Below are 22405 nucleotides of genomic sequence, written 5' to 3' on the forward strand. Positions count from 1 at the left end.
CGTCGTGGCGGGCCTGCGGTAACCATCGAGGAAGCGTTATGCCAAGGATTTTGCCACTGCTGGTTTTCGTGTTGCTCGGCGCCTGCGCGTCGGGGCCGAAGGAGCCGGTGCCCACCACCGTCGAGTTGCGGCTACAGGCCAGCCGCGACCTCAACCCGGCGCTCGACAGCGCGGCTTCGCCGGTCTGGGTGCAGATCTACCAGCTGCGCAATGCCTCGACCTTTTCCCGTGCCGACTTCTTCTCGCTGGTCGATCGCGCCGACGCCACCCTGGCGAGCGAGCTGATCGAAACCGAGCGTTTCGTTGTGCGCCCCGGCGAAACCCAGCGCAAGTCATTGACCCTCGACGACGCCACCCGCCACCTCGGCGTGGTGGTGGCCTACCGCGCCCTCGACCGTTCGATCTGGCGCCAGGTCATCGAAATTCCTGCCCATCAGGCCAGCGCGCTGCGCCTGCAGCTGGACGCCTATGCCATCAGCGCCGCGCCGCTGACCCCTCTTGAGTGACTGGAGACCCGTTCATGTCCTGGAACAATCGTGTGGTTTGGTCGGAGGGAATGTTCCTGCGACCGCAGCACTTCCAGCAGCAGGATCGCTACATCGAAACCCTGGTCGAAAGCCGCAATCATGCCGTGCAGCCCGGCGCCTGGGGCTTCTCCCAACTGCTGATCGACAGCGCCCTGCTGGCCCAGGGCAAACTAGCCATCCTCTCTGCGCGTGGCCTGCTGCCGGACGGCACGCCGTTCAACATTCCCGAGAACGACGCCGCGCCGGCGCCGCTGAACATCGATGAGAACCTGCGCGACGGCATCGTCTACCTGGCCCTGCCGCTGCGCCGTGCCGGCCTGCGCGACACCGTGGAGACTGGCGAGCCGCTCGGCTCGGCGCGCTACCTGAGCAGCGTGCACGAAGTGCGTGACGACAATTCCTCGCTGGAAAGCCGCGCGCCGGTGGCCATCGGTTCCCTGGCGCTGCGCCTGATCACCGAGCGTGACGGCCTCGACGAGCATGCAGCGGTGGGCGTGGTACGGGTGGTGGAGAAGCGCGAGGATCGCAGCCTGCTGCTCGACGACAGCTACATCCCGCCGCTGCTCGACGTCAGCGCCTCGCGGCCGCTGTCCGGCTTTCGCAGCGAACTGCTCGGCCTGCTGCACCAGCGCGGCGAAGCCCTGGCCGGGCGGGTGGTCGCCTCCGGCGCCGGCGGCGCCTCGGAAATCGCCGATTTCCTGCTGCTGCAACTGGTCAACCGCGCCCAGCCGCTGGTCGCCCACCTGGCGCGCATCGCTCCGCTGCACCCGGAAGTGCTGTACCGCGAGCTGGTGGCGCTGGCCGGTGAGTTCTCGACCTTTACCGCCGCCGAACGCCGGCCGGGCGAGTACCCGGTGTACGAACACGACGACCTGACCAGCACCTTCGCACCGGTGATGCTGGCGCTGCGTCAGGCGCTGTCGATGGTCATCGACAGCCGCGCGATCCCGATTCCGATCATCGAGAAATCCTACGGCGTGCACGTGGCGATGCTCGCCGACAAGTCGTTGCTCGACTCGGCCAGTTTCATCCTCGTGGTACGCGCCGACGTGCCGGGCGAGAGCCTGCGCGGGCATTTCCCCCAGCAGGCCAAGATCGGCTCGGTGGAGCACATCCGCGACCTGGTCAACCTGCAGCTGCCGGGTATCGGCCTGCTGCCGCTGCCGGTGGCGCCGCGCCAACTGCCGTACCACGCCGGTTCCAACTACTTCGAACTGGACCGGGGCAGCGATCACTGGAAACAGCTGATCCACTCCGGCGGTTTCGCTTTTCATATCGCAGGCCAGTTCCCGGGCCTGAACCTGGCCTTCTGGGCCATCCGAGGCTGACGCGCGATGACCATCGACGATCCATTTGGCGCCTTGCCCGGCCAGCCCGGCAAGGGCAGCGACCCGGCTAACGACCGTACCATGATCATGCCGCGCCCCGGTGGTCGCGCTGCCGAGCCGGCGCGCCCCGCGCCTGCCGGCTCGCCGCCGCCACAGGTGCCCAGCGCGCCGCCGCTGGCCGCCCGTGGCCTGGGCCTGAACCCTATCGAGGCCGCCGCAGGCCCCATGTTGGCGCTGCTGACGCGCCTGCGCAGCACCATTTCCCATCCCGCGCCGGCCAGCCTGCGCGCCCAGCTACTCGGCTACCTGCGCCAGTTCGAGGACAAGGCCCGCGCCGCCGGCGTGGCCCAGGACGAAGTGATGCTGGCGCGCTACGTGCTGTGTACCGCGCTGGACGAAGCGGTGATGAGCACGCCCTGGGGCAGCGGCAGCGAATGGAGCAAGCAGAGCCTGCTGATCACCCTGCACAACGAGGCGTGGGGCGGCGAGAAGGTGTTCCAGCTGCTCGACCACTGCCTGCAGAACCCCCGCCAGCGCCTCAACCTGCTGGAGCTCCTGTACCTGTGCATCAGCCTCGGCATGGAAGGCCGCTATCGGGTCATGCAGGACGGCCGCAGCCAGCTCGACGCCTTGCGCGAGCGGGTGGCCGCGACCATTCGCAGTACCCGTGGTGAGATCGAGCGCGAGCTGTCGCCGCACTGGCGCGGCCTGGTGGTCGCCCGTGATCGTCTGCGCCAGTTCCTGCCGCCCTGGGTGGCGGTGGCCATCGGCCTGGCGATCCTGCTGGTGCTGCTGTTCGGCCTGCGCATGAAGCTGGCCGCCGAGGCCGAGCCGGTGTTCCGCAACCTGCATGCCCTGGGCGACGTACCGGTGCAGACCATCGACCGCCCGGCCCAGCAGCCGCGCATCGTCGAGCGGCCACGCCTGGCCGGCTTCCTGGCCGAGGAGATTCGTGCCCAGAAGGTGGCGGTGGAAGATGCCGTGGACCGCTCGGTGGTGACCATCCGCGGCGACCAGCTGTTCGCCTCCGGCAGTGCGACGATCGCCGATGACTTCCAGCCGCTGCTGCTGCGCATCGCCGAGGCGATCCGCAAGGTCAACGGCCAGGTGCTGGTCACCGGCCACAGCGACAACCGGCCCATCGCCACGCTGCGTTACCCGTCCAACTGGAAGCTCTCCCAGGACCGCGCCCAGCAGGTGATGGATGTGCTGGCAGCCAAGACCGGCCAGCCCGCACGCTTCCGTGCCGAGGGGCGCAGCGATACCGAGGCGGTGGCATCCAACGACACGGCAGAAGGCCGTGCGCGTAACCGCCGCGTGGAAATCACAGTTTTTGCGGAGGGCGTCGAGTGAAGGCGTTTTTCGGTTTCATGGCCCGTTGGGTCATGCCGGTGCTGGGTCTGATCGCGCTGGCACTGGTGATCTGGTTCATCGGCCCGCTGATCGCCATTGGCGGTTTCGAGCCACTGGCGAGCAGCACCGCGCGCTGGACGCTGATCATCCTGCTGTTCGCTGCCTGGGCAGCCTGGCGGGTGATGCGCATCATCCAGGCACGGCGCAATGCCGCTCGGGTCATGCAGGGGCTCGTCGAAGTGGCGCCGGACCCCACCAGCGTGGCCACCGCCGAGGAGCTGGCCACCCTGCGCGAGCGCATGGACGAGGCCCTGGGCCTGCTCAAACGCGCCAAGCTGGGCGGCGGCGAGCGGCGCAATCTCTACGAACTGCCGTGGTACGTGATCATCGGCCCGCCCGGTTCCGGCAAGACCACCGCCCTGGCCAACTCCGGGCTGCGTTTCCCGCTTGCCGAGCAGATGGGCGCCGGTGCCGTGCGCGGCGTGGGCGGAACCCGCAATTGCGATTGGTGGTTCGCCGACGAGGCCGTGCTGCTCGATACTGCCGGGCGCTATACCACCCAGGACAGCCACGCCGCGGTCGACAAAGCCGCCTGGCTGGGCTTTCTCGACCTGCTGAAGAAGCAGCGTTCGCGCCGCCCTATCGATGGCGCTTTCGTGGCCATCAGCCTGTCCGACCTGCTGCTCGGCAGCGAAAGCGAGCGCGCGGCCCACGCGGTGGCCATCCGCTCCCGGGTTCAGGAACTGTATACCCAGCTTGGCGTACGTTTCCCGGTCTATGTGATGCTCACCAAGCTGGACCTGGTGCCCGGCTTCATGGAGTTCTTCGAGGGCCTGAGCAAGGAAGAGCGCGCCCAGGTCTGGGGCATGACCTTCACCCTGGACGACGGCAAGAGTGCCGAAGGCCCGCTGCAGGTATTCCGCAGCGAGTTCGATGCGCTGGAGACGCGCCTCAACGAGCGGCTGGTCGAGCGCCTGCAGCAGGAGCGCGACCCGGCGCGGCGCGACCTGATCTACGGTTTCCCGCAGCAGTTCGCGGCGCTGCGCGAAGCGCTGGCCGGCTTCCTCGATGGCGTGTTCAAACCCAACCCATACGAGGAGCGGGTGCTGCTGCGCGGTGTGTACCTGACCAGCGGCACCCAGGAAGGCAGCCCCATCGACCGGCTGATCGGCGCCATGGCCCAGAGCATGAGCCTGGATCGTCAGCACCTGGCGCGCCAGACTGGCACCGGGCGCAGCTATTTCATCGAACGCCTGCTGCGTGACGTGGTGTTCGGCGAGCGTGGCCTGGTCGGCGCCAACCCCAAGGTCGAGCGGCAGAAGCGCTGGCTGGCCCGCGGGGTGATCGCCGCGACCGTGGTGCTGGTGCTCGGCACCGCCGCCGTCTGGTTCGCCAGCTTCCGCGCCAACCAGGCCTACATCGCCGCAGTGGATGCCCGCGTGCAGCCGCTGCGGGGCGAGCTGCAGGCGCTCAGCCCGGCGCAGCGCGAGGTGCTGGCGGTGCAGCCGCTGCTCAATGCCATCCGCAACGTCAGTGGCGATGCGCCGAGTTGGGCCGAGGGCTTCGGCCTGTACCAGGGCGACATGCTCGACAGCGAGGCCTCCAGTGTCTACCGCAAGCTGCTCATTGCGGTCATGGCGCCGCGGGTGCTGGCGCGTCTGGAAGAGCAACTGCGTGCCGGCGGCAATTCGGACTTCCTCTACGAGGGGCTCAAGGCCTACCTGATGCTCGGTGAAGCCGAGCGCTACGATGCCGATTTCATCAAGGCCTGGATCGCCCTGGATTGGGACCGCAGCCTGCCGCGCGACCTGCTGCCCGAGCAGCGTGACGCGCTCAACGCGCACCTGGCGGCGCTGTATGACCGCCAGCCGCCGGTGGTGCGCCTCGACGAGCACCTGATCGAGGACGTGCGCCGTCAACTGCAGCGCCTGTCCGTCGCCCAGCGCGCCTACGATCGGGTCAAGCGCCAGAAACTGCCCGACGGCATCCCCGACTTTCGCATCAGCGAAGCGGCCGGGCGTGACGCCGCGCTGGTCTTCACCCGCAAGAGCGGCAAGCCGCTGAACGAGCCGCTCAGCGGCTTCTACACCCAGCGCGGTTACCGCGAAGCCTTCCTGGTCGGCAGCGTCAGCCAGGCCGGTACGCTGGCCGAGGAGCAGTGGGTGCTCGGCCGCAGCCTGGACGATGGCCAGAACGCCGCCGCCCTGGCCCTGGAAGTGCGCCGCCTCTATGTGCAGGACTACATGCGCCAGTGGGATGCGCTGCTCGCCGACCTCGACTTCGTGCCGGTGACCAGCGTCGCTCAGGCCGCCGACGTGCTGCGCGTGCTGTCCGGCCCGACTTCGCCGCTCAAGAAGCTGCTGCAGGCAGTGGCCAAGGAAACCGACCTGCAGAAGGAGGAGCGCCTGGTCGCCGAGAAGCTCAAGGAGCGCGGCGGCGATACCGTCGACCGCCTCAAGCAGCAGCTCGGCTCGCTGGTCGGGCAGTCGGAAGAGGGCGCGGCCCAGGTACTGGCCACCGAGATGGATCCGATCACCGCGCACTTCGCCGAGCTCAACCGCCTGGTCGAGGACGCTGACGGCCAGCCGCCGGCCATCGATGCGCTGCTGCAGGACCTCAACGCGCTGTACGTGCAGGTCAGCGCCATGAGTGGTGCCAGTGGCGATGCGCTGCTGGGCGAGTCGCGCAACCAGACCACCGCGGCCGCCGACCAGGTACGCCTGAGCGCCGAGCGTCAGCCGCCGGTGGTGCAGGGCTTCCTGAAGTCGGTCGTGGGCTCCACCACCGGCACCATGATGGGTGGTATCCGCAACCAGCTGAACGCTGCCTGGATGAGCGAAGTGGTCAGCGTCTACCGCCAGTCTCTGGCTGGGCGTTATCCGCTGGATCGCAGCAGCAGCCGTGACGCGACCCTGGACGACTTCGGTCACTTCTTCGGCCAGGGCGGGGTGCTCGACAGCTATTTCCGTCGCTACCTGCAACCCTATGTCGATACCTCCGCCAGCACCTGGCGCTGGCAGCCCGGCGCCGCGCAGAAGCTCGGCATCGGCAGTGGTGTACTGCAGACCTTTCAGCGCGCAGCGAGCATCCGCGAAGCGTTCTTCCGCTCCGGGGGTACCCAGCCGATGGTGCGTTTCGAACTGCGCCCGGTGGCCATGGATTCTGCAATCGAGCAGTTCCAGCTCGACCTCGACGGCCAGCAGTTCAGCTACGACCATGGCCCGGCACGCCCGGTGGCCATGCAGTGGCCGAGCGCCAACGGCACTGGCGTGGTGCGCCTGAACATCTCGCCGGCCTCGGTCACCGGTCGCTCGGGCATTACCCTGGAAGGGCCGTGGGCGTGGTTCCGCCTGCTCGACCAGTCGGACCTGGCCCAGGGTAATTCGCCGGATCGCTTCACCCTGCGCATGCGGGTGGACAACGCCAGCATTTCCAGCGAGCTGCGCGCCAGCAGCGCGTTCAATCCATTCCGCCGCCAGGTGGTCAGCGGTTTCAGCCTGCCGGAGCGTTTGTGAGTACACCAGGTTTCTACGGCAAGTTGGCCGTACGGGGAGATTTCATTCATCGCGGCCTGAGCCCGGCGTTCATCGAGGCCTGGGATGCCTGGCTGGCAGCGGGGCTGGCAGCCAGCCGGGAGACCCTCGGCGAAGCCTGGCTGGACGCCTACCTGGTCAGTCCGTTGTGGCGCTTCGCCGTGGCGCCCGGCTTGCTCGGCCCGGACGCGGTATGCGGGGTGATGATGCCCAGCGTCGATCGGGTCGGTCGCTATTTTCCGCTGACCATCGCCCTGCCGCTGCCGGCCGATGCCGATATCGGCCAACTGGTCAGCAGCCGTGACGACTGGTTCGAGCGCGCCGAAGGCCTGTTGCTGTCGACCCTCAACGAGGGCGCCGATGCCGAGGCGTTCGAGCGCAGCGTCGAAGCCCTCGGCAGCCCGCTGCCGGCAACCAGCAGCGAACAGCGCCGGGATGCCAGCGGCGCGACGATCTGGCCGGTGGATACCCCCCAGGATCGCGGCCTGGCCCTGATGCAGCAGGCCTGGAACGGCGCCAGCCTGTGGTGGGGCCATGGCTCCGAGCGCGTGACGCCGGGGCTGGTGCGCTTCACCGGGTTGCCGCCGGCCCAGGCGTTCTGCCGCCTGCTCAGCGAGTCTGCGGGAGGTCAGCCATGAGCCCGTCGAGCGTGACGCGCTACCACTCGGCCAGCCATAGCCATGTCGGCATGGTGCGCAAGATCAACGAGGACGCCTGCCTGGATGCCCCGGACAACGGCCTGTGGGCCGTCGCCGACGGCATGGGCGGGCATGCCAGCGGCGACTTCGTCAGCAGCCTGATCATCGATAGCCTGCGCGCCCTGCCGCCCAGTGCGGTACTCGACACCTACCGCGGGGCGATCATCGACACCCTCGATCACGTCAACGGGCAGGTGCGTGTCGAGGCTGAGAAACGGGGCGGCGCGACCATGGGCAGCACCGTGGTGGTGCTCGCCGCCCGTGGCGCGGAGGCGCTCTGCCTGTGGGCCGGCGACAGCCGCCTGTACCGGCTGCGCAATGGCGACCTGCAGCCGATCAGCCGCGACCACAGCTACGTGCAGGAACTGGTCGACAGCGGCCTGCTCGACGACGAAGCCGCGCGCAGCCACCCCATGGGCAACATCGTCACCCGCGCCCTCGGCGTGCAGGACGAGCTGGAGCTGGAAACCGCGACGCTGGAGGTGCGCCCCGGCGACACCTTCCTGCTGTGCAGCGACGGCCTGAACAAGACGGTCGAGGATCATGAACTGCGTGAGGTGCTGGGCCACGAAGACCCCTACCAGGTGGTGCGCAGCCTGGTGCACCTTGGCTTGACCCGGGGAGCGCCGGATAATATTACCGCCGTGGTGATCAAGGCCGCGTAGGCCGCCACGGCGCCTGCTCCACTCACCATCCAGACATCCGCCGCACCCGGGGCTCCCGGGGTGGCCTCGGAAGACCAGACAGCATGGACATGCAAATACCGGGTTACGACATCGAACGCGAGCTGGGCGATGGCGCGATGGCCGTGGTCTACCTGGCGACCCAGCGCTCCCTCGACCGCAAGGTAGCGCTCAAGGTGATGGCCGCCTCGCTGGCCGCCGACCCGACCTTCTGCGAACGCTTCCTGCGCGAGGGCAGGACCCTGGCGCGGCTGTCGCACCCCAATACCGTGACCATCCACGACATCGGCAATGTCGGCAGCCTCTACTACATGGCCATGGAATACCTGCCCAACGGCACGCTCAAGGAGCGTATCGCCGCGGGGCTGAGCATCGACCAGGGGCTGGTGTGGATCCGCCAGATCGCCTTGGCCCTGGGCTATGCCCACGCCCAGGGCATGGTGCACCGCGACGTCAAGCCGGCCAACATCCTGTTCCGCGCCGACGGCACCGCGGTGCTCAGCGACTTCGGCATCGCCAAGGCGCTGGACGATCGCACCCAGTTCACCCAGGCCGGCTTCGCCGTCGGCACACCGAGCTACATGAGCCCGGAGCAGGCCCGTGGCCTGGATATCGACGGCCGCGCCGATCTCTACGCCCTGGGCGTGGTGCTCTATGAAATTCTCACCGGCAAGCTGCCCTATACCGGCAGCGATTCGCTATCCACGGCGCTGGCGCACCTGACCGAGCCGCTACCGTCGTTGCCCATGGTGCATGGCCGCTACCAGTCGATTCTCGAGCGTCTGCTGGCCAAGGATCCCAGCGCGCGTTTCGCCGACGCCGCCGAGCTGATCGCCGCGCTGGATCGCCTCGAGTCGCCCGCCGACGATGCCACGCTGTTCCAGCCGCTGGTGCTGCCAGGGGCCGAAAAAACCAGCGACACCAGCCCACCGCCGTTGGCGCCGGTGACGGTGGACATCCCCACCCACGCACCTGCCGCCGAGCCCACGGCAGCGCCGCGCCCGCAGCCGTCGCCGCTGGCCTCTTCGGTGCGCCAGGGCAATGCCGGCGCCAGCAGGAAGCCGCTGATTCTCGGTGCCTCCCTGGCAGGTGTGCTGTTGCTGGCCGGTTGCGGCTACTGGCTGTTCGGCTCGGATACAGCGGGGCCTGCTGCGCCGCCGGTGGCCGGTCAGCCGGCCCAGAGCCAGTCGCAGCCCCAGGCCCAGCCCAGCGGTGAGGCCGGGCCGATCTCGGCGCTGGCCGACAGCGACGGCGGTGATCGCCCGCTGCTGATGCCCGGCAAGAAGACCCTGTTCCAGCGCGTGCTGACCAAGCCGGGCGCCAAGCTCGCCGATGCGGCTGGCGGCAGCGGTGGCAAGGACATGCCGGCGTTCTCGGTGTTCTACGTCTACGCCCGCCAGGACATCGACGGCCAGCCCTGGCTGCAGATCGGCGCGTCCACCGATGGCCGCCGTGAAGGTTGGCTGCCGGCCAATGCGGTCAGCGACTGGAAGCAGAGCCTGGTGCTCAAGTTCACCGAACGCTCCGGCCGTTCGCCGGTGATGTTCGTGCGCGATGCCTCGGCCCTGGAGCAACTGCTGGCCGAGCCGGCGCGGGCTCGAGAAGCGCTGCGCGAGGCGCTCAAGGGCACCGGCCACAACGTGGTGGCGGTCGAGCCGGGCGGCAGTGCCGTGCCGCAGGATCAGTTCTACCTGTTGCCGATCTTCGACTCCGAGGAAACCTTCGACGCCAATGGCCAGCCGCTGCAACTGCTCAACGTCGCTTCCATCGACCCGGGCAGTGCCCCGCCAGTTGGGGCCGACAGCACGCCAGCGGCGATGCCGGAAGGCTTCAGGACGGCCATCGTGCTGGTGGTCGACACCTCGGTGTCGATGCAGCCCTACATCGACCGCGTGCGCGACGTGGTGCACGAGCTGCAGGGGCAGATCGCCAAGCGCGGCGACCTGGACAGCGTCAGCTTCGGCATGGTCGGCTTCCGCAGCAACACCAGCAAGACGCCGGGCCTGGAGTACACCGCCAAGACCCTGGTCAGCCTGGAGCAGGGCCGCGACCCCGAGCGCTTCCTGCAACTGGCGCAGCAGATCAAGGCCACCGACGTGTCCAGCCACGACTTCAACGAAGACGCCTTCGCCGGCGTCATGCAGGCGGTCGACGGCATGGACTGGAATGGCTACGGCGGCCGTCTGATTCTGCTGGTCAGCGATGCCGGCGCGCTGCGCAAGAGCGACCCGCTGGGCCTGACCCAGATGAACGAGGCCGAAGTGCGCGAAGCCGCCCTGCGCAAGCAGATCAAGATCTACGCCCTGCACCTGAAAACTCCTGCCGGCAAGCGCAACCATGGCTTCGCCGAGCAGCAGTACCGCAGCCTGACCGCCGACCCCAACCCGCGCATCGGCGACCTGTACGTGCCGGTGGCTGGCGGTGACGTCAACGCCTTCGGGCAGAGCGTCGCGCAGATCGGCACGAGCTTCGCCGACCTGGTGCATCAGGTGCGAACCGACAGCAGCCTGCCCGAGCCCAAGGGCGGCGCGAGCATCGCCGACAAATCGGCGGCGGTCGGTTACGCCATGCACATGGATTTCCTCGGCCACCAGAGCCAGGCCCGCGCGCCGCAGGTGGTCACTGCCTGGACCAGCGACCGCGACATTACCGATCCGGCCCTGCCGGCCTTCCAGGTCTGCGTGCTGCTCACCAAGCTGCAGCTCAACGACCTGCAGCAGTCGCTACGCATGGTGGTCGACGCGGCGCGGCGCACGCAGAGTTCGCCCAAGGACTTCTTCCAGGAAATCGCCAGCGCCAGTGCGCACATGAGCCGCGACCCCTCGGCACTGGTCAAGGGCGGTAACCTGGCACAGAGCGGCGTGCTCGGAGAATACCTGGACGGCCTGCCGTACCGCAGCAAGGTGCTGAACATGAGCCAGGACCTGTGGCTGTCGCTCAGCGTCGCCGAGCAGGAAGATTTCATCGACGAGCTGGATTCCAAGATCCGCCTCTACGAAACCTTCCACAACGACACGGCCAACTGGGTTCGCTTCGGCGATGCCGCACCTGGCGACGCGCTGTACCGCGTGCCCTTGTCGACGTTGCCCTGATGCTCAGTCTCGAGGCGATCAGCAAGACCCGCGGTGCCGACGGGCAGCGCTATCGCCTGGAAATCCCGGCGCTGCAGTTGCGCGCCGGACGACGCATCGCCTTGATCGGCACCAGTGGCAGTGGCAAGAGCACGTTACTCGACCTGCTGGCCCTGGTGCTTTCGCCTGACCCGGGCGGCGCCCAGTGCTGGAACGATGGCGCGCAGTCGCTCGATCTCGCCGAACTGTGGCGCCAGGGCCAGCATGACCAGTTGGCCGCACTGCGCGCCCGGGCCTTTGGCTATGTGCTGCAGACCGGCGGGTTGCTGGGCTTTCTCAGCGTGCGCGGCAATATCCAGCTGCCCCGCGAGCTGCTCGGCCTGCCGCTGGGCGATGCCGTCGAGCAACTGGCCGAGCAATTGGGCATCGCCGATTTGCTCGAGCGCCAACCGGGGCGCCTGTCGGTCGGCCAACGCCAGCGCGTGAGCATCGCCCGTGCATTGGCCCACCAGCCGGCCATCGTGCTCGCCGACGAGCCGACCGCATCGCTCGATCCATTGAACGCCGAGCGGGTCATGCAACTGCTGGTCGAGCAGGCCGCTGCCCGGGACCTTTGCCTGGTGATTTCCACCCATGACCAGGCACTGGCCGCGCGTTACGGCCTGACGCCGATGCAACTGCAGGTCGAGCCCCAGGGCGACGGGCTGGTGGTCGCGCGCCTGGCGGAGTGCGGCTGATGCGTCTGGCGCTGTTCACTCGCCTGGCCTGGCAGGATTATCGCTGCGACGCGCGGCTGTCCTGGTGCGCGATCCTCGCCCTGGCGGCGGTCATCGCGCCGCTGCTGGTGCTGTTCGGGCTCAAGTTCGGTTTGGTCACCACTCTGACCGAGCGCCTGGAACGCGACCCGACGGTGCGCGAAATCATCCCCCTTGGCGGAGCCCGCTATAGCCTGCAGAGCATCGAGGCACTGGCCTCGCGCGAGGATGTCGGTTTCGTGATCCCGCGTACCCGGCAGATCGCCGCGACCGCTGACCTGAAGGGCCCGGCGCAGATGCTCAGCGTGGAAATGCTGCCAACCGCCGAGGGCGACCCCTTGCTCGATGGCCTGCCGGACCCTGCCGATGGGCACGCCGTGCTGCTCAGCCAGAGTGCTGCGGAGAAGCTCGGGGTCACGGCCGGTGATGTGCTGCAGGCCGGCTTCGGGCGGCGTGTGAGCGGCCAGTCGCAATATGCCCAGGCCAGCTTACGGGTGCAGGCCGTGCTGCCGGTGACGGCCTTTTCCCGGGATGCTCTCTTTGCGTCGCTGAGTTTGTTGGAGGCCGCCGAGGACTACCGCGACGGTTTTGCGGTGCCGGCCTTTGGCTGGTCGGGCGCGCAGCCGGACGCGCAGCGTGAGCGGATCTACCCGAGCTTGCGCCTGTACGCGCGGGATCTGGATGGCGTGGAAAGCCTGCGCCAGTACTTCCAGCAGTCGCACCAGGCGGTGGCCACCCAGGCCGAGGCGGTCGCCCAGGTGCGGGCGCTGAGCCGCAACCTGGCGTGGGTGTTCTGGTCGGTGGCCTGCCTGTCCCTGGCGGGCGCCTTCGCCGCGTTGGCCGCCGGCACCCTGGGTGCGGTGGCGCGCAAACGGCACGAACTCGCGGTGCTGCGCCTGCTGGGGTTCCCCGCCGCGGCGCTGGTCGCGTTCGTGGTGCTGCAGGCGCTGTATACCGGGCTCGCCAGCCTGGCGCTCTCGGCGCTGCTGTACGGGCTGGCCGCCAGCGGCCTGAACCTGTTGTTCCAGTCGGCGCCGGGCGAATATGCTTGCCGACTGCTGCTCTCCCACTATCTGCTGGCAGCGTCGGCCACCTTGCTGTGCTGCGTGCTCGCGGCTGCCGCCGGTGGCTGGCGGGCGGCTCACCTGGAAGCCTCGGAAGGATTGCGTCATGTATAAGGTGCTCAGCGCCACCCTGGTTCTCTCATGCCTGGCCGGTGCTGCCTGGGCCGAGCCCGATGCCGATCCGCTCTACAACCCCAAGCCGCTCAAGGGCGACGTCAGCCTGCCGCTGCCCTGTGATGGGGAGATGGTGTTCCGCCATGTCTACGTGCTGGCCAAGGGCTCGCTGGACGACCACGAGGTCACCCTCGGTTACCCCTTCAGCGAGGGCGAGCCGGGTTATCAACAGTCCTTCATTTCCGGTTACCGTCGGGACTACATCAACGGCCAGTTCACCCTGGGCGACCTGTCCAGGGATTGGCAGGCCAAGGTGCGCGGCGAACTGCCCAAGGCCGACGGGGTGACGCCGCTCAAACCGATGCTTTACTTCATCGGCAAGTATGAGGTGACCCAGCGCCAGTACGATCTGGTGATGGCTCAGGCGCCGTCCCTGGCCGGCGAGGGTGAACCGCCGGCCTGTGAGGCGGCAGCCGGCATGGCGGCGCGGCTGCCCAAGGTCAACCTGTCGCGCTTCGATGCCGAGCGTTTCGCTGCGGTGTACAGCGCCTGGCTGCTGAAAAACCACCGCGATCTGCTGCCGGTCAGCGGACGCAGTGCCAACCGTGAGGACGGCGGCCAGGCCTTCGTGCGCCTGCCCACCGAAGTGGAATGGGAGTATGCGGCGCGTGGCGGCCATGCGGTGAGCCGCCAGCAACTCGAAGCGCGGCTGTTCCCGCGCCCCGTGGAAGGCAGCGAGAGCGACGGCCCGCTGGGCGACTGGGCGGTGTTCAACCAGGTAGCCGGTGGCACCGGTCAGAACGCGCGCCTGCTGCCCATCGGCCTGAAGAAGCCCAACCCGGTCGGCCTGTTCGATGTGATCGGCAACGCCGCGGAGATGGTTCAGGAGTCCTTCCAGCTGGTGCATGCCGGGCGCCGTCAGGGCACCTATGGCGGCTTCGTGGTCAAGGGCGGCAATTACCTGGAAGGCGAGATGACCCTTTTCACCGGCATGCGCCGCGAGTACCCGCTGTTCGGCGCCGATGGCACCGAGCAGCGCAACGAAACCACCGGTTTCCGGGTGGCCATCGGTGCGCTTTCCGCACCTCGTTCTCGATACAAGGAACTGTTTGCGCAATGGAAGGACGAAGGACGGGTCAGCACGCTTACCGACGAGATCGATGAAGATCAGGACGCCACCAAACTGCTCGATGGGCTGATCGCCAACAGCGACGATCCGCAACTGCGCGATCGCCTGGCGATCGTCAACGAGGAGCTCAAGCGCAGCGTCTCGTTGATCGCCAAGCAGCGTGAGGATGCGGCCGGCAACCTGATCCAGTCGGCGGCCCTGGTGGCCGAAACGATCAACAACTACAACATTCGCCTGACCAATCTTCGCAAGAGCCGTGACGAGGCTCGCAGCGCCAAGGACGAAGCCTCGGCGAAACTGTTCGAAGCGGCCATGGCCAATGGGCAGAGTGCCCTGGACGGCGCGCTGGCGATCTACATCGACAACCTGGCCAACGGTACGCGCTACAGCAATGCCGTGATCCAGGCGCAGTTCCAGCGCACCAAGGAAGAGCTGGCGCGCAAACCGGTTCTGGGCAAGAGCCTGGTAACCCGAGCTACGCTGTTCGTGCGGCACGTGGGTGAATACCGCAAGAACCGCAAGGCCGATGCGGATGTGATTCTCAAGCAATTGCTGGCACCCTGATCGGGTCGCCCAGCCGTAACGGATTCAGGCACTGGCGAGCGGCCGGTGCCGATGTGGCAACTCCACGGCTGTCGCCGTGAAAACGCAGGTGGTGTCACCCGGCCCCGCCTGAATGGAATAAACGCTCACTCAAGTACGAGATCGACGACGATGCAAACTTTCAACAAGGCCCCCGCTTTTTCCTCGATACGCACTGCGCTGATTTCTGCCGTTACCTGCACCAGCGTGCTGTTGGTCGGTTGCGCCGGTTCGCCAAGCTCCCAGGTCGCTTCGACCACCAAGGCCGAATACTTCCCGCAGTGCTACGAGCCGGTCACCCAGCTGCGCAGCTCCGACGACGCGATGAGCCGCAGCGTCGCCATTGGCGCCGTCACCGGCGGTCTGATGGGCGCCCTCGGTGGTGCCCTGGTCGATGACGAGAAGCGTGGCCGCAACGCTGCCATCGGTGCTGCCGGTGGCGCCCTGGCCGGTGGCGCCCTGGCGTACTACAACCAGCGCCAGCAGCAGATCAGCGACGACAATGCGCGCTTGGCCTCCTACGCCACCGACATCAACACCAACAACCAGAACATCGACCGCAACATCCGTTACGCCACGGCCGCCCAGAGCTGCTACCAGCAGGCGTTCACCCAGCTGCGCGCCGACCGCAAGGCCAACAAGATCAGTGACGCCGATGGCCGCAAGCGCCTGGCCGAGATCGTCAGCGGCCTGAACGAGACCAACGCCCTGCTGGCCAAGGTCGACGGTCGCACCGGCGAGAACGTCAACACGTACACCCAGGCCTACGAGAAAGACCTGCAGACCGTGGGCGTCGAGCGTAAGGAAGTGACCAAGGTGGCCACCGCCAAGCAGCCGAAGCCGACCGCCAAGGTCACCAAGGAAGTGATCACCACCGAGCAATCGCTGCAGAAGGCCCAGGCCAAGCAGAAGGAAAGCCAGCAGGTGGCCAGCCGTGGCCGTACGCTGATCAGCGACGTGTGCAACAACCCGGACATGGGCGACTGGGCACCGGCCAGCTGCAAGGCCTGACCCCCGCTGCACCAAAAAGACCGCGCCTGGCGCGGTTTTTTTATGCCTGTCGTTCCTGGCCTCTCACCGAGCGAGTCGAGCGGTAATCTGCATGGGTGATTGATGCCGGTCATTATCGGGCCCGCCGCGCTGAGCAATCATGGCGGGTGCCGAGTGGGTGACCAGGCTGTTAGGGTGCAGGGCAGGGGGCGTGCCGAGTGGCGCGTCATCCCCAGGCCATGCCGCCCCAAGGTTCGTGCAGAAACGCGCGGCTTGAGTATTTCCGCACCGCCGCCTGATGCGGTGGGTGGAACGCCCCGGTTCATAACACTTCTCTTAGCCGTTTGGATGAGCTGATGAACAATACAATAGTGAGTCTGCTGCTGGCGCTGGGCCTGGCCGGGGCTGCTCAGGCGGCGGGTGATCCGGCCGCGGGGCAGGCCAAGGCGGTGGTTTGCGGGGCCTGTCACGGGGTCGATGGCAACAGTGCGCTTGCCAACTTTCCCAAGCTGGCCGGCCAGGGTGAGCGCTACCTGCTCAAGCAGATGCAGGACATCAAGTCCGGCGCCCGACCGGTGGTGGAAATGACCGGCATGCTCGAGCCGCTGAGCGAGCAGGACATGGCCGACGTCGCGGCCTATTTCGCCAGCCAGAAGATGAGCGTTGGCGCGGCCGATGCGGCGCTGGTCGAGCGCGGCCAGGCGCTGTTTCGCGGCGGCAAGCTGGCCGAGGGCATGCCGGCCTGCACCGGCTGTCACTCGCCCGACGGCGCGGGCATCGCCACGGCGGGTTATCCACACCTGGGCGGCCAGCACGCCGCTTACATCGCCAAGCAGTTGACTGCTTTCCGTGAAGGCGAGCGCAGCAACGACGGCGACGCGATGATCATGCGCGATATCGCCGCCAAGCTCAGCAACAAGGATATCGAGGCGGTGTCTAGCTACGTTCAGGGGCTGCACTGAGGCGTTGATCGGCATTTGCCGAGCGGTGAAAAAAAGGGTGGCGGTGGCCACCCTTTTTCGTTGGCGAGCCCGCTACAATGTCAGGAACCTGCCGGGTGGCGACCAGTCGAACCAGAGCTGTCCGCAGCACCTTCATCGTTAGGAGTCATGCATGCGTAATCTGATCCTCTCCGCGGTTCTGGCCACTGCCAGCCTGTTCGGCGTTACCGCCCACGCCGCCGATATCCAAGCTGGCGAACAGTACGTCGAGCTGAGCAACCCGGTACCGATTTCCAAGCCCGGCAAGATCGAAGTCGTCGAGCTGTTCTGGTACGGCTGCCCGCACTGCTACCAGTTCGAGCCGACCCTCAACCCGTGGGTCGAGAAGCTGCCGTCCGACGTCAACTTCGTGCGCATTCCCGCCCTGTTCGGCGGCCTGTGGAACGCCCACGGCCAGATGTTCATCACCCTGGAAAGCATGAAGGTCGAGCACAAGGTGCACGACGCCGTGTTCCGCGCCATCCACAAGGAAGGTCGCAAGCTGGCAACCCCGGAAGAAATGGCAGATTTCCTGGTCACCCAGGGCATCGACCGTGACGCCTTCCTCAAGGCCTACAACTCCTTTGGCGTGAAGAGCCAGATGGAAAAGGCCAAGAAACTGGCCATGGCCTACCAGATCAACGGCGTGCCGGTGATGATCGTCAACGGCAAGTACCGTTTCGACATCTCCAGCTCGGGTGGCCCGGAGCAGACCCTGCAGGTTGCCGATCACCTGATCGCCAAAGAGCGCGCCGCCAAGTAATCGATCTATCGGAGCGCCTGCCATGCTGCGTCGCCGCTCGATGCCCCGTCAGGCTGGCCTGTGTGACCCACAGGTCAACCCCGACTGCACCCCGGACAGCGAGTGGCCGGAAGACGGGCGCTTGCGCCTGCTCAGCTTCAACATCCAGGTCGGTATCAGTACCGAGCGCTACCACCATTATCTGACCCGCGGCTGGCAGCACCTGCTGCCGCATCAGGGCCGCGCCGGCAATCTGCAGCGCATCGGCGACCTGCTTGGCGACTACGACATCGTCGCCCTGCAGGAAGCCGACGGCGGCAGCGTGCGTTCCGGGTTCATCAATCAGGTCGAGCACCTGGCGCGCATGGGTGCCTTTCCCTACTGGTACCAGCAGCTCAACCGCAACCTGGGGCGTTTCGCCCAGCACAGCAACGGGTTGCTCAGCCGTCTGCGACCGACCCTGCTGGAAGATCACCCGCTGCCCGGCCCGGCCGGTCGTGGGGCGATCCTGCTGCGCATCGGCGAGGGTGATGACGCCATCGCCGTGGTAATGATGCACCTGGCACTGGGCGCCCGTACCCGTACCCGGCAGCTGGCCTATATCCGTGAGCTGATCGGCGGTTATCGCCACCAGATTCTCATGGGCGACATGAACACCCACGCCATCGACCTGCTGGAGCATTCGCCGCTGCGCGATCTCGGCTTGCTCGCCCCCCAGGTCGAGGCGACCTTTCCGAGCTGGCGCCCGCAGCGCTGCCTCGACCATATTCTGCTCAGCCCGGGCCTGGAACTCGAGCGCTTCCAGGTGCTGGCCCAGCCGATCTCCGACCACCTGCCAGTGGCCGTGGAGATTCGCCTGCCCAATACCCTCACGCCACCGTTGACGCCTCGTGTACAGGAGCCCTGAGCATGGCCGACGACGCCAAACGCTGGCGCGAGAAGTACCTTGCCAATATCGAGCAGCAGGAAAAGCTCGAGCGGCGTTGGGACATGCGCATCGACCTGCTGCGCCGTGGCCTGGTGCGCAGCAGCCTGGCCGCCGAAGGCTCCGACAAGTCGGTTGACCAGTGCATGCAGGATCTTCGCGAGATCCTGCGCCGTGACGATATGGACGCCGGCCTCAGTGCCCTGATTCCACGGTTGGAAAAGACCGTTCTGGATTCCGAGCAACGCCGCCAGCAGCGCATCGAGCAGGTCGCCAGTGGCATGGCGAGCCTGGTGGCGCAGCTGTTGAAGACGGATTTACCAGGTGATGTGCGCAAGTCGCTCAAGCGCTTTGCCAAGCAGGTCGAGCAACGTGCCCGGCAGTCGCGGGAAATGCCGGCGCTGCTGGCCGAACTCGGCCTGCTGCAGCAGCAGGCCTTGCAGGCGCTGGGCGGCGAGCAGGTCGAGCGGCCCGGTTTTATCGAGCGGTTGTTCGGCAGCCGAGACAGCGCCGGCCCGGCGGCTGGCAGCGAGTCCGAGACCCCCGCTACGCCAGTGGCAGCGGATGAGCAGGTTGCACCTGCCTCCAGCGAAGCCGCGTCCGTCGAGCCGCCGGTGGCCGAACGGGTGGTGGCTGAACAGCAACCGCAAGCCGTAACGCAGGTGGAGGCGGCGCCTGCCGTTATTGCCGAGGCGGCGCCGCTGTCGTCTACAGCGTTTTCACCACAACCTGTCGTCGCACCAGCACCAGCACCAGCACCAGCACCAGCACCAGCACCTGTGGTTGCCAGTGCGCCTGCTGTCGTCAGCCGCGTGATGTTGGACAGCCTGCCGCTGTCGTCGGCCCTGTTGATGCCATCTCCCGCGGCCAAAGCCTCTACCGAGCCTGTCGCCGTGCCCGCCACAGTGGCCGAGCCGGTTCAGGAAGCTGAGCCCCAGGTGACCGCCGGCGATGAGGCGATGGCGCAGGCCGATCCCGAATACGCCCTGCCGCCGGCGCCCGAGCCGGGCTACAGCGCCATCGCCAGCCACGTGGAAGGCAGCCTGCTGAAGCTGCTGGAAGAGCTGCCGCTGCCCGAGCGCCATCAAGGCCAGGCCGACGCGCTGCGCCAGCGCATCACCGCCGGGCTGAACATGTACGAGCTGGTGCCGGTACTCGACGACCTGGCAGTGCTGATGCTGGCGATCGCCGACGTGGGCCAGCGCGAGTTCGAGGGTTATCTCAAGCAGCTCAACGAACGTCTCGCCGCCTTCCAGGGCAGCCTGCAGGACGTGCACACCGACTACGCCGATTCCGCCGAGGCGGCGCGCAGCCTGGACAGCGAGCTGCGCCAGCAGGTCGACGGCCTGCACAGCAGCGTGCAGGCGGCTACCGACCTCGACAACCTCAAGGAGCTGGTGGAGAACCGCCTCAGCGGTCTGCTCGGCACCATGAGCCAGTACCAGCAGCAGCGCGATGCCCGCGAGTTGCAGGTTGGCGAGCGCCTGCAGATCCTGGTCGACCGGGTGGCCAGCATGGAGCTGGAGGCCAAAGGCTTTCGTGATCATCTCGAGGAGCAACGCCAGAAGGCGCTACTCGACCCGCTCACCGGGCTGCCCAACCGGGCGGCCTGGACCGAGCGCCTGGATCTGGAGCTGGCGCGCCTGCAGCGCTACGGCGGCGATTTGCTGCTGGCGGTGCTGGATATCGATCACTTCAAGCGCATCAATGACGACTACGGTCACCTGGCTGGCGACAAGGTGTTGAAGATCATCGCTGGTGAATTGCTCAAGCGGCTGCGCAAGACCGATTTCATCGCGCGCTTCGGCGGCGAGGAGTTCGTGTTGCTGATCCCGTCGACGCCCCTGGACGGTGGGCTGAAGTTGCTCGACACCTTGCGTTCGGCGATCGAGAACTGCCCGTTTCACTTCAAGGGCGAACGCGTGACCATCACCCTGTCAGGCGGCATCAGCTCGTTCAGCAGCGCCGAGCGTAGCGAGCAGGTGTTCGAGCGCGCCGACCAGGCCCTGTATCGCGCCAAACGCGGCGGGCGCAACCGTATCGAGGTGGGCTGAGTCCTGCCGAATTCTGGCTGCGCCGCCATTCATCCCTTCTGTGCGCCAGGCACGCCCGGCGTGTGCCGGTTGTCGCAAAGCGCAGCGCCGGCAGTCGCCTGGCCATCACGGCGCTGCTAGTCTTGCACCTGCCGAACACTTGATAACCAGATCGACTTCTTATGCTAGGGCGCCTCTCGCTGCTGTTGGGACTCGCTGCGTTCGCCTGCCAGGCGAGTGCGCTGACCGTCTACAAGTACACCGATGCCAATGGCGTGGTCACCTACAGTGACCAGGCGGCACCCGGTGCGAAGGTGTTCGTGTTCAGCGACCGCATGGTCGAGAAGCTCGACAACCAGGTGAAGCTGGAGACCCGCAAACATGCTGCCGGCGAAACCCTGCTGGTGCGCAACGATCTGTATGCGCCGGTGCAGGTGGAACTCAAGCTGGAGCAGTTGAGCAACGTCAGTGGCGCGCCGGGCAAACCGATCAACTGGGTGCTGCCGCCGCGCAGCGAGATTCGCCTGGCCACCCTGGCGCCGCTGGATCCTGCCAAGCCGCTGCGCTACACGCCGAAGCTCAATTACGCCCTGGGCGACCCGCGGCTGTTGCCGATCAAGCAGGCTTACCCACTGCCGTGGCGCGGTGGGCCGTTTCGCCTGACCCAGGGCGCCAACGGCCAGTACAGCCACTTCACGCCCAAGGGCCGTTACGCCCTGGACATCGCCATGCCCGAAGGTACGCCGATCATCGCGGCGCGCGCCGGGATGGTGGTCAAGACCGAGAACGCCCAGAGCGGGCGTGGCACCAACCCGTCCGGCAACTTCGTGCGCATCCTGCATGACGACGGCACCATGGGCGTTTACCTGCACCTGATGCAGGGTTCGGTCAACGTGCGCGAGGGGCAGCGCGTTGCGGTCGGTGCGCCGATCGGTCGCTCCGGCAATACCGGCAACAGTACCGGCCCGCACCTGCACTTCGTGGTGCAGCGCAACGTGGGCATGGCGCTGGAGTCGATCCCCTTCGAGTTCGCCCAGCCGGTGGACAGCCTGCCCAATTTCGCCGTGGGCGGCGACTGAAACCATCAGCCCGTGCGGTCAGGCCTTGCCTAGGCGACAACTCAATGCACAGTGGTCGGACACGCCGCTGGTCATCCTGGCGTCTTCCAGGTGATAGCCCGGCGTGTGGAACAGCCCATCGACCATGAACGGAATCTCGCCGGCACGGTGCAGCGAGCCGTCGATGCTGCTGGTGTAGTGCGCCGGCACCCCGTCGATGAAGCGCTCGGCGATCAAATCGAAGGTGGCGCGCCCGCGCGGTGCGTTGAAGTCGCCGGTCAGCAACAGGCCGCCGGCGCCATGGGCTTGCGCCTCGGCCAGCATGATCAGTTTGCCGGCGCTTTCGCGCTGATACGGCGTAGAGCTGCCGAACGGGGTGACGTTGAGGTGGGTGGTCGAGACGCGAAAGCCGCGAACCGTGGCACTGAGCATGACTTCGGCGATGCTCCGCGGGTCGGCCACACGCCGGCCCTCGGTGGTGAAGAACGTCATCTCCTGAATGTGCTCCGGGTTGCCCGAGTAGTACTCGGCCGTTACATCGAGCAGCGCCTCGCCACGGGCCAGCATGCCGATGCCCACCACATTGGCCGGGCCTTCATCGGGGTAGCGCGCCATTGGTGCAAAGACCATGGGCCCGCCCATCAGGGCTTCGAAGAATGGAATGTCGCGCTCGCACAGTTCCTGCAGACAGAGCAGGTCCGGGCGTTCGCGCACGATCAAAGCTTCGACGCGCGCCAGGTGGCGGGAGCGTTCGATATTGATGGAGGCGATATTGAGCGACATGGAATCGGAAGGCGTGAAGAAAGGAGGCGCTGCAGCAGCGGCCAAGTATACCTGACG

General features: G+C 67.0%; 17 protein-coding genes. 16 read left to right on the forward strand and 1 reads right to left on the reverse strand.

What is annotated here, in order from left to right; genetic code table 11:
- Positions 1-38 precede the first annotated feature (38 nt).
- The 16 genes from tssJ to BVH06_RS22770 all read left to right on the forward strand — a co-directional run bounded on the left by tssJ (position 39) and on the right by BVH06_RS22770 (position 21586).
- Positions 39-506, forward strand: a complete 468-nt coding sequence (gene tssJ / locus BVH06_RS22695) for a type VI secretion system lipoprotein TssJ (RefSeq protein WP_075935569.1) — start codon at positions 39-41, stop codon at positions 504-506.
- Positions 507-520: 14 nt separating this feature from the next.
- Positions 521-1855, forward strand: coding sequence for a type VI secretion system baseplate subunit TssK (gene tssK, locus BVH06_RS22700; RefSeq protein ID WP_075935570.1), 1335 nt, complete (start codon positions 521-523; stop codon positions 1853-1855).
- A gap of 6 nt (positions 1856-1861) precedes the next feature.
- The gene (locus BVH06_RS22705; protein ID WP_075928427.1) at positions 1862-3208 is read left to right on the forward strand and encodes a DotU family type VI secretion system protein; all 1347 of its coding nucleotides are present in this window, start codon (positions 1862-1864) and stop codon (positions 3206-3208) included.
- Positions 3205-6723 (forward strand): type VI secretion system membrane subunit TssM, encoded by a 3519-nt coding sequence (gene tssM, locus BVH06_RS22710; RefSeq protein WP_075935571.1) that lies wholly within the window; start codon positions 3205-3207, stop codon positions 6721-6723. Before BVH06_RS22705 ends, tssM begins: the two co-directional genes overlap by 4 nt.
- Positions 6720-7379 (forward strand): type VI secretion system-associated protein TagF, encoded by a 660-nt coding sequence (gene tagF / locus BVH06_RS22715; RefSeq protein ID WP_075935572.1) that lies wholly within the window; start codon positions 6720-6722, stop codon positions 7377-7379. The genes tssM and tagF overlap by 4 nt, the downstream gene beginning before the upstream one ends.
- Entirely contained in the window at positions 7376-8104 is a 729-nt protein-coding gene (locus BVH06_RS22720; protein WP_075935573.1) for a PP2C family serine/threonine-protein phosphatase, read from the forward strand. The genes tagF and BVH06_RS22720 overlap by 4 nt, the downstream gene beginning before the upstream one ends.
- An 83-nt stretch (positions 8105-8187) precedes the next feature.
- Entirely contained in the window at positions 8188-11214 is a 3027-nt protein-coding gene (locus tag BVH06_RS22725; RefSeq protein WP_075935574.1) for a serine/threonine-protein kinase, read from the forward strand.
- A complete protein-coding gene (locus BVH06_RS22730; protein ID WP_075928432.1) occupies positions 11214-11930 on the forward strand; it encodes an ABC transporter ATP-binding protein in 717 nt (238 codons plus the stop codon). Before BVH06_RS22725 ends, BVH06_RS22730 begins: the two co-directional genes overlap by 1 nt.
- Positions 11930-13126, forward strand: coding sequence for an FtsX-like permease family protein (locus tag BVH06_RS22735; RefSeq protein ID WP_075935575.1), 1197 nt, complete (start codon positions 11930-11932; stop codon positions 13124-13126). The genes BVH06_RS22730 and BVH06_RS22735 overlap by 1 nt, the downstream gene beginning before the upstream one ends.
- Positions 13119-14819 carry an SUMF1/EgtB/PvdO family nonheme iron enzyme gene (locus BVH06_RS22740; RefSeq protein WP_075928434.1) on the forward strand — a complete coding sequence of 567 codons (1701 nt, stop codon included), beginning with the start codon at positions 13119-13121 and terminating at the stop codon, positions 14817-14819. Before BVH06_RS22735 ends, BVH06_RS22740 begins: the two co-directional genes overlap by 8 nt.
- A 150-nt stretch (positions 14820-14969) precedes the next feature.
- Complete coding sequence (gene tagQ, locus BVH06_RS22745) at positions 14970-15848, forward strand: type VI secretion system-associated lipoprotein TagQ (RefSeq protein ID WP_075935576.1); 879 nt, start codon at positions 14970-14972, stop codon at positions 15846-15848.
- A gap of 335 nt (positions 15849-16183) precedes the next feature.
- Complete coding sequence (locus BVH06_RS22750; RefSeq protein ID WP_075935577.1) at positions 16184-16789, forward strand: cytochrome c; 606 nt, start codon at positions 16184-16186, stop codon at positions 16787-16789.
- A gap of 151 nt (positions 16790-16940) precedes the next feature.
- Entirely contained in the window at positions 16941-17570 is a 630-nt protein-coding gene (locus BVH06_RS22755) for a thiol:disulfide interchange protein DsbA/DsbL (protein ID WP_075935578.1), read from the forward strand.
- A 22-nt stretch (positions 17571-17592) separates the two neighbouring features.
- Positions 17593-18456 carry an endonuclease/exonuclease/phosphatase family protein gene (locus BVH06_RS22760; RefSeq protein WP_075935579.1) on the forward strand — a complete coding sequence of 288 codons (864 nt, stop codon included), beginning with the start codon at positions 17593-17595 and terminating at the stop codon, positions 18454-18456.
- 2 nt (positions 18457-18458) lie between these two features.
- On the forward strand, positions 18459-20528 hold the full coding sequence (locus BVH06_RS22765; protein WP_075935580.1) for a GGDEF domain-containing protein: 2070 nt from the start codon (positions 18459-18461) through the stop codon (positions 20526-20528).
- A gap of 161 nt (positions 20529-20689) precedes the next feature.
- A complete protein-coding gene (locus tag BVH06_RS22770) occupies positions 20690-21586 on the forward strand; it encodes a M23 family metallopeptidase (protein ID WP_075935581.1) in 897 nt (298 codons plus the stop codon).
- A gap of 18 nt (positions 21587-21604) precedes the next feature.
- Here BVH06_RS22770 and BVH06_RS22775 read toward each other — a convergent pair whose 3' ends face one another.
- Positions 21605-22348: an endonuclease/exonuclease/phosphatase family protein gene (locus tag BVH06_RS22775; protein WP_075935582.1), complete on the reverse strand. Its 744-nt coding sequence runs from the start codon at positions 22346-22348 to the stop codon at positions 21605-21607.
- Between the last annotated feature and the right edge of the window lie 57 nt (positions 22349-22405).

The sequence above is a fragment of the Pseudomonas sp. PA27(2017) genome, assembly GCF_001945445.1.
In the GTDB taxonomy this organism is placed as follows: Bacteria; Pseudomonadota; Gammaproteobacteria; order Pseudomonadales; family Pseudomonadaceae; genus Aquipseudomonas.

What these genes read in the sequence shown, in the direction of transcription:
- BVH06_RS22730 (WP_075928432.1), top strand. Translation starts at nt 11,214, where the DNA reads ATGCTCAGTCTCGAGGCGATCAGCAAGACCCGCGGTGCCGACGGGCAG.
- BVH06_RS22775 (WP_075935582.1), bottom strand. Translation starts at nt 22,348, where the DNA reads ATGTCGCTCAATATCGCCTCCATCAATATCGAACGCTCCCGCCACCTG.
- tssJ (WP_075935569.1), top strand. Translation starts at nt 39, where the DNA reads ATGCCAAGGATTTTGCCACTGCTGGTTTTCGTGTTGCTCGGCGCCTGC.
- BVH06_RS22705 (WP_075928427.1), top strand. Translation starts at nt 1,862, where the DNA reads ATGACCATCGACGATCCATTTGGCGCCTTGCCCGGCCAGCCCGGCAAG.
- BVH06_RS22750 (WP_075935577.1), top strand. Translation starts at nt 16,184, where the DNA reads ATGAACAATACAATAGTGAGTCTGCTGCTGGCGCTGGGCCTGGCCGGG.
- BVH06_RS22735 (WP_075935575.1), top strand. Translation starts at nt 11,930, where the DNA reads ATGCGTCTGGCGCTGTTCACTCGCCTGGCCTGGCAGGATTATCGCTGC.
- BVH06_RS22765 (WP_075935580.1), top strand. Translation starts at nt 18,459, where the DNA reads ATGGCCGACGACGCCAAACGCTGGCGCGAGAAGTACCTTGCCAATATC.
- tssK (WP_075935570.1), top strand. Translation starts at nt 521, where the DNA reads ATGTCCTGGAACAATCGTGTGGTTTGGTCGGAGGGAATGTTCCTGCGA.
- BVH06_RS22770 (WP_075935581.1), top strand. Translation starts at nt 20,690, where the DNA reads ATGCTAGGGCGCCTCTCGCTGCTGTTGGGACTCGCTGCGTTCGCCTGC.
- BVH06_RS22755 (WP_075935578.1), top strand. Translation starts at nt 16,941, where the DNA reads ATGCGTAATCTGATCCTCTCCGCGGTTCTGGCCACTGCCAGCCTGTTC.
- BVH06_RS22740 (WP_075928434.1), top strand. Translation starts at nt 13,119, where the DNA reads ATGTATAAGGTGCTCAGCGCCACCCTGGTTCTCTCATGCCTGGCCGGT.
- BVH06_RS22760 (WP_075935579.1), top strand. Translation starts at nt 17,593, where the DNA reads ATGCTGCGTCGCCGCTCGATGCCCCGTCAGGCTGGCCTGTGTGACCCA.
- tagQ (WP_075935576.1), top strand. Translation starts at nt 14,970, where the DNA reads ATGCAAACTTTCAACAAGGCCCCCGCTTTTTCCTCGATACGCACTGCG.
- BVH06_RS22725 (WP_075935574.1), top strand. Translation starts at nt 8,188, where the DNA reads ATGGACATGCAAATACCGGGTTACGACATCGAACGCGAGCTGGGCGAT.
- BVH06_RS22720 (WP_075935573.1), top strand. Translation starts at nt 7,376, where the DNA reads ATGAGCCCGTCGAGCGTGACGCGCTACCACTCGGCCAGCCATAGCCAT.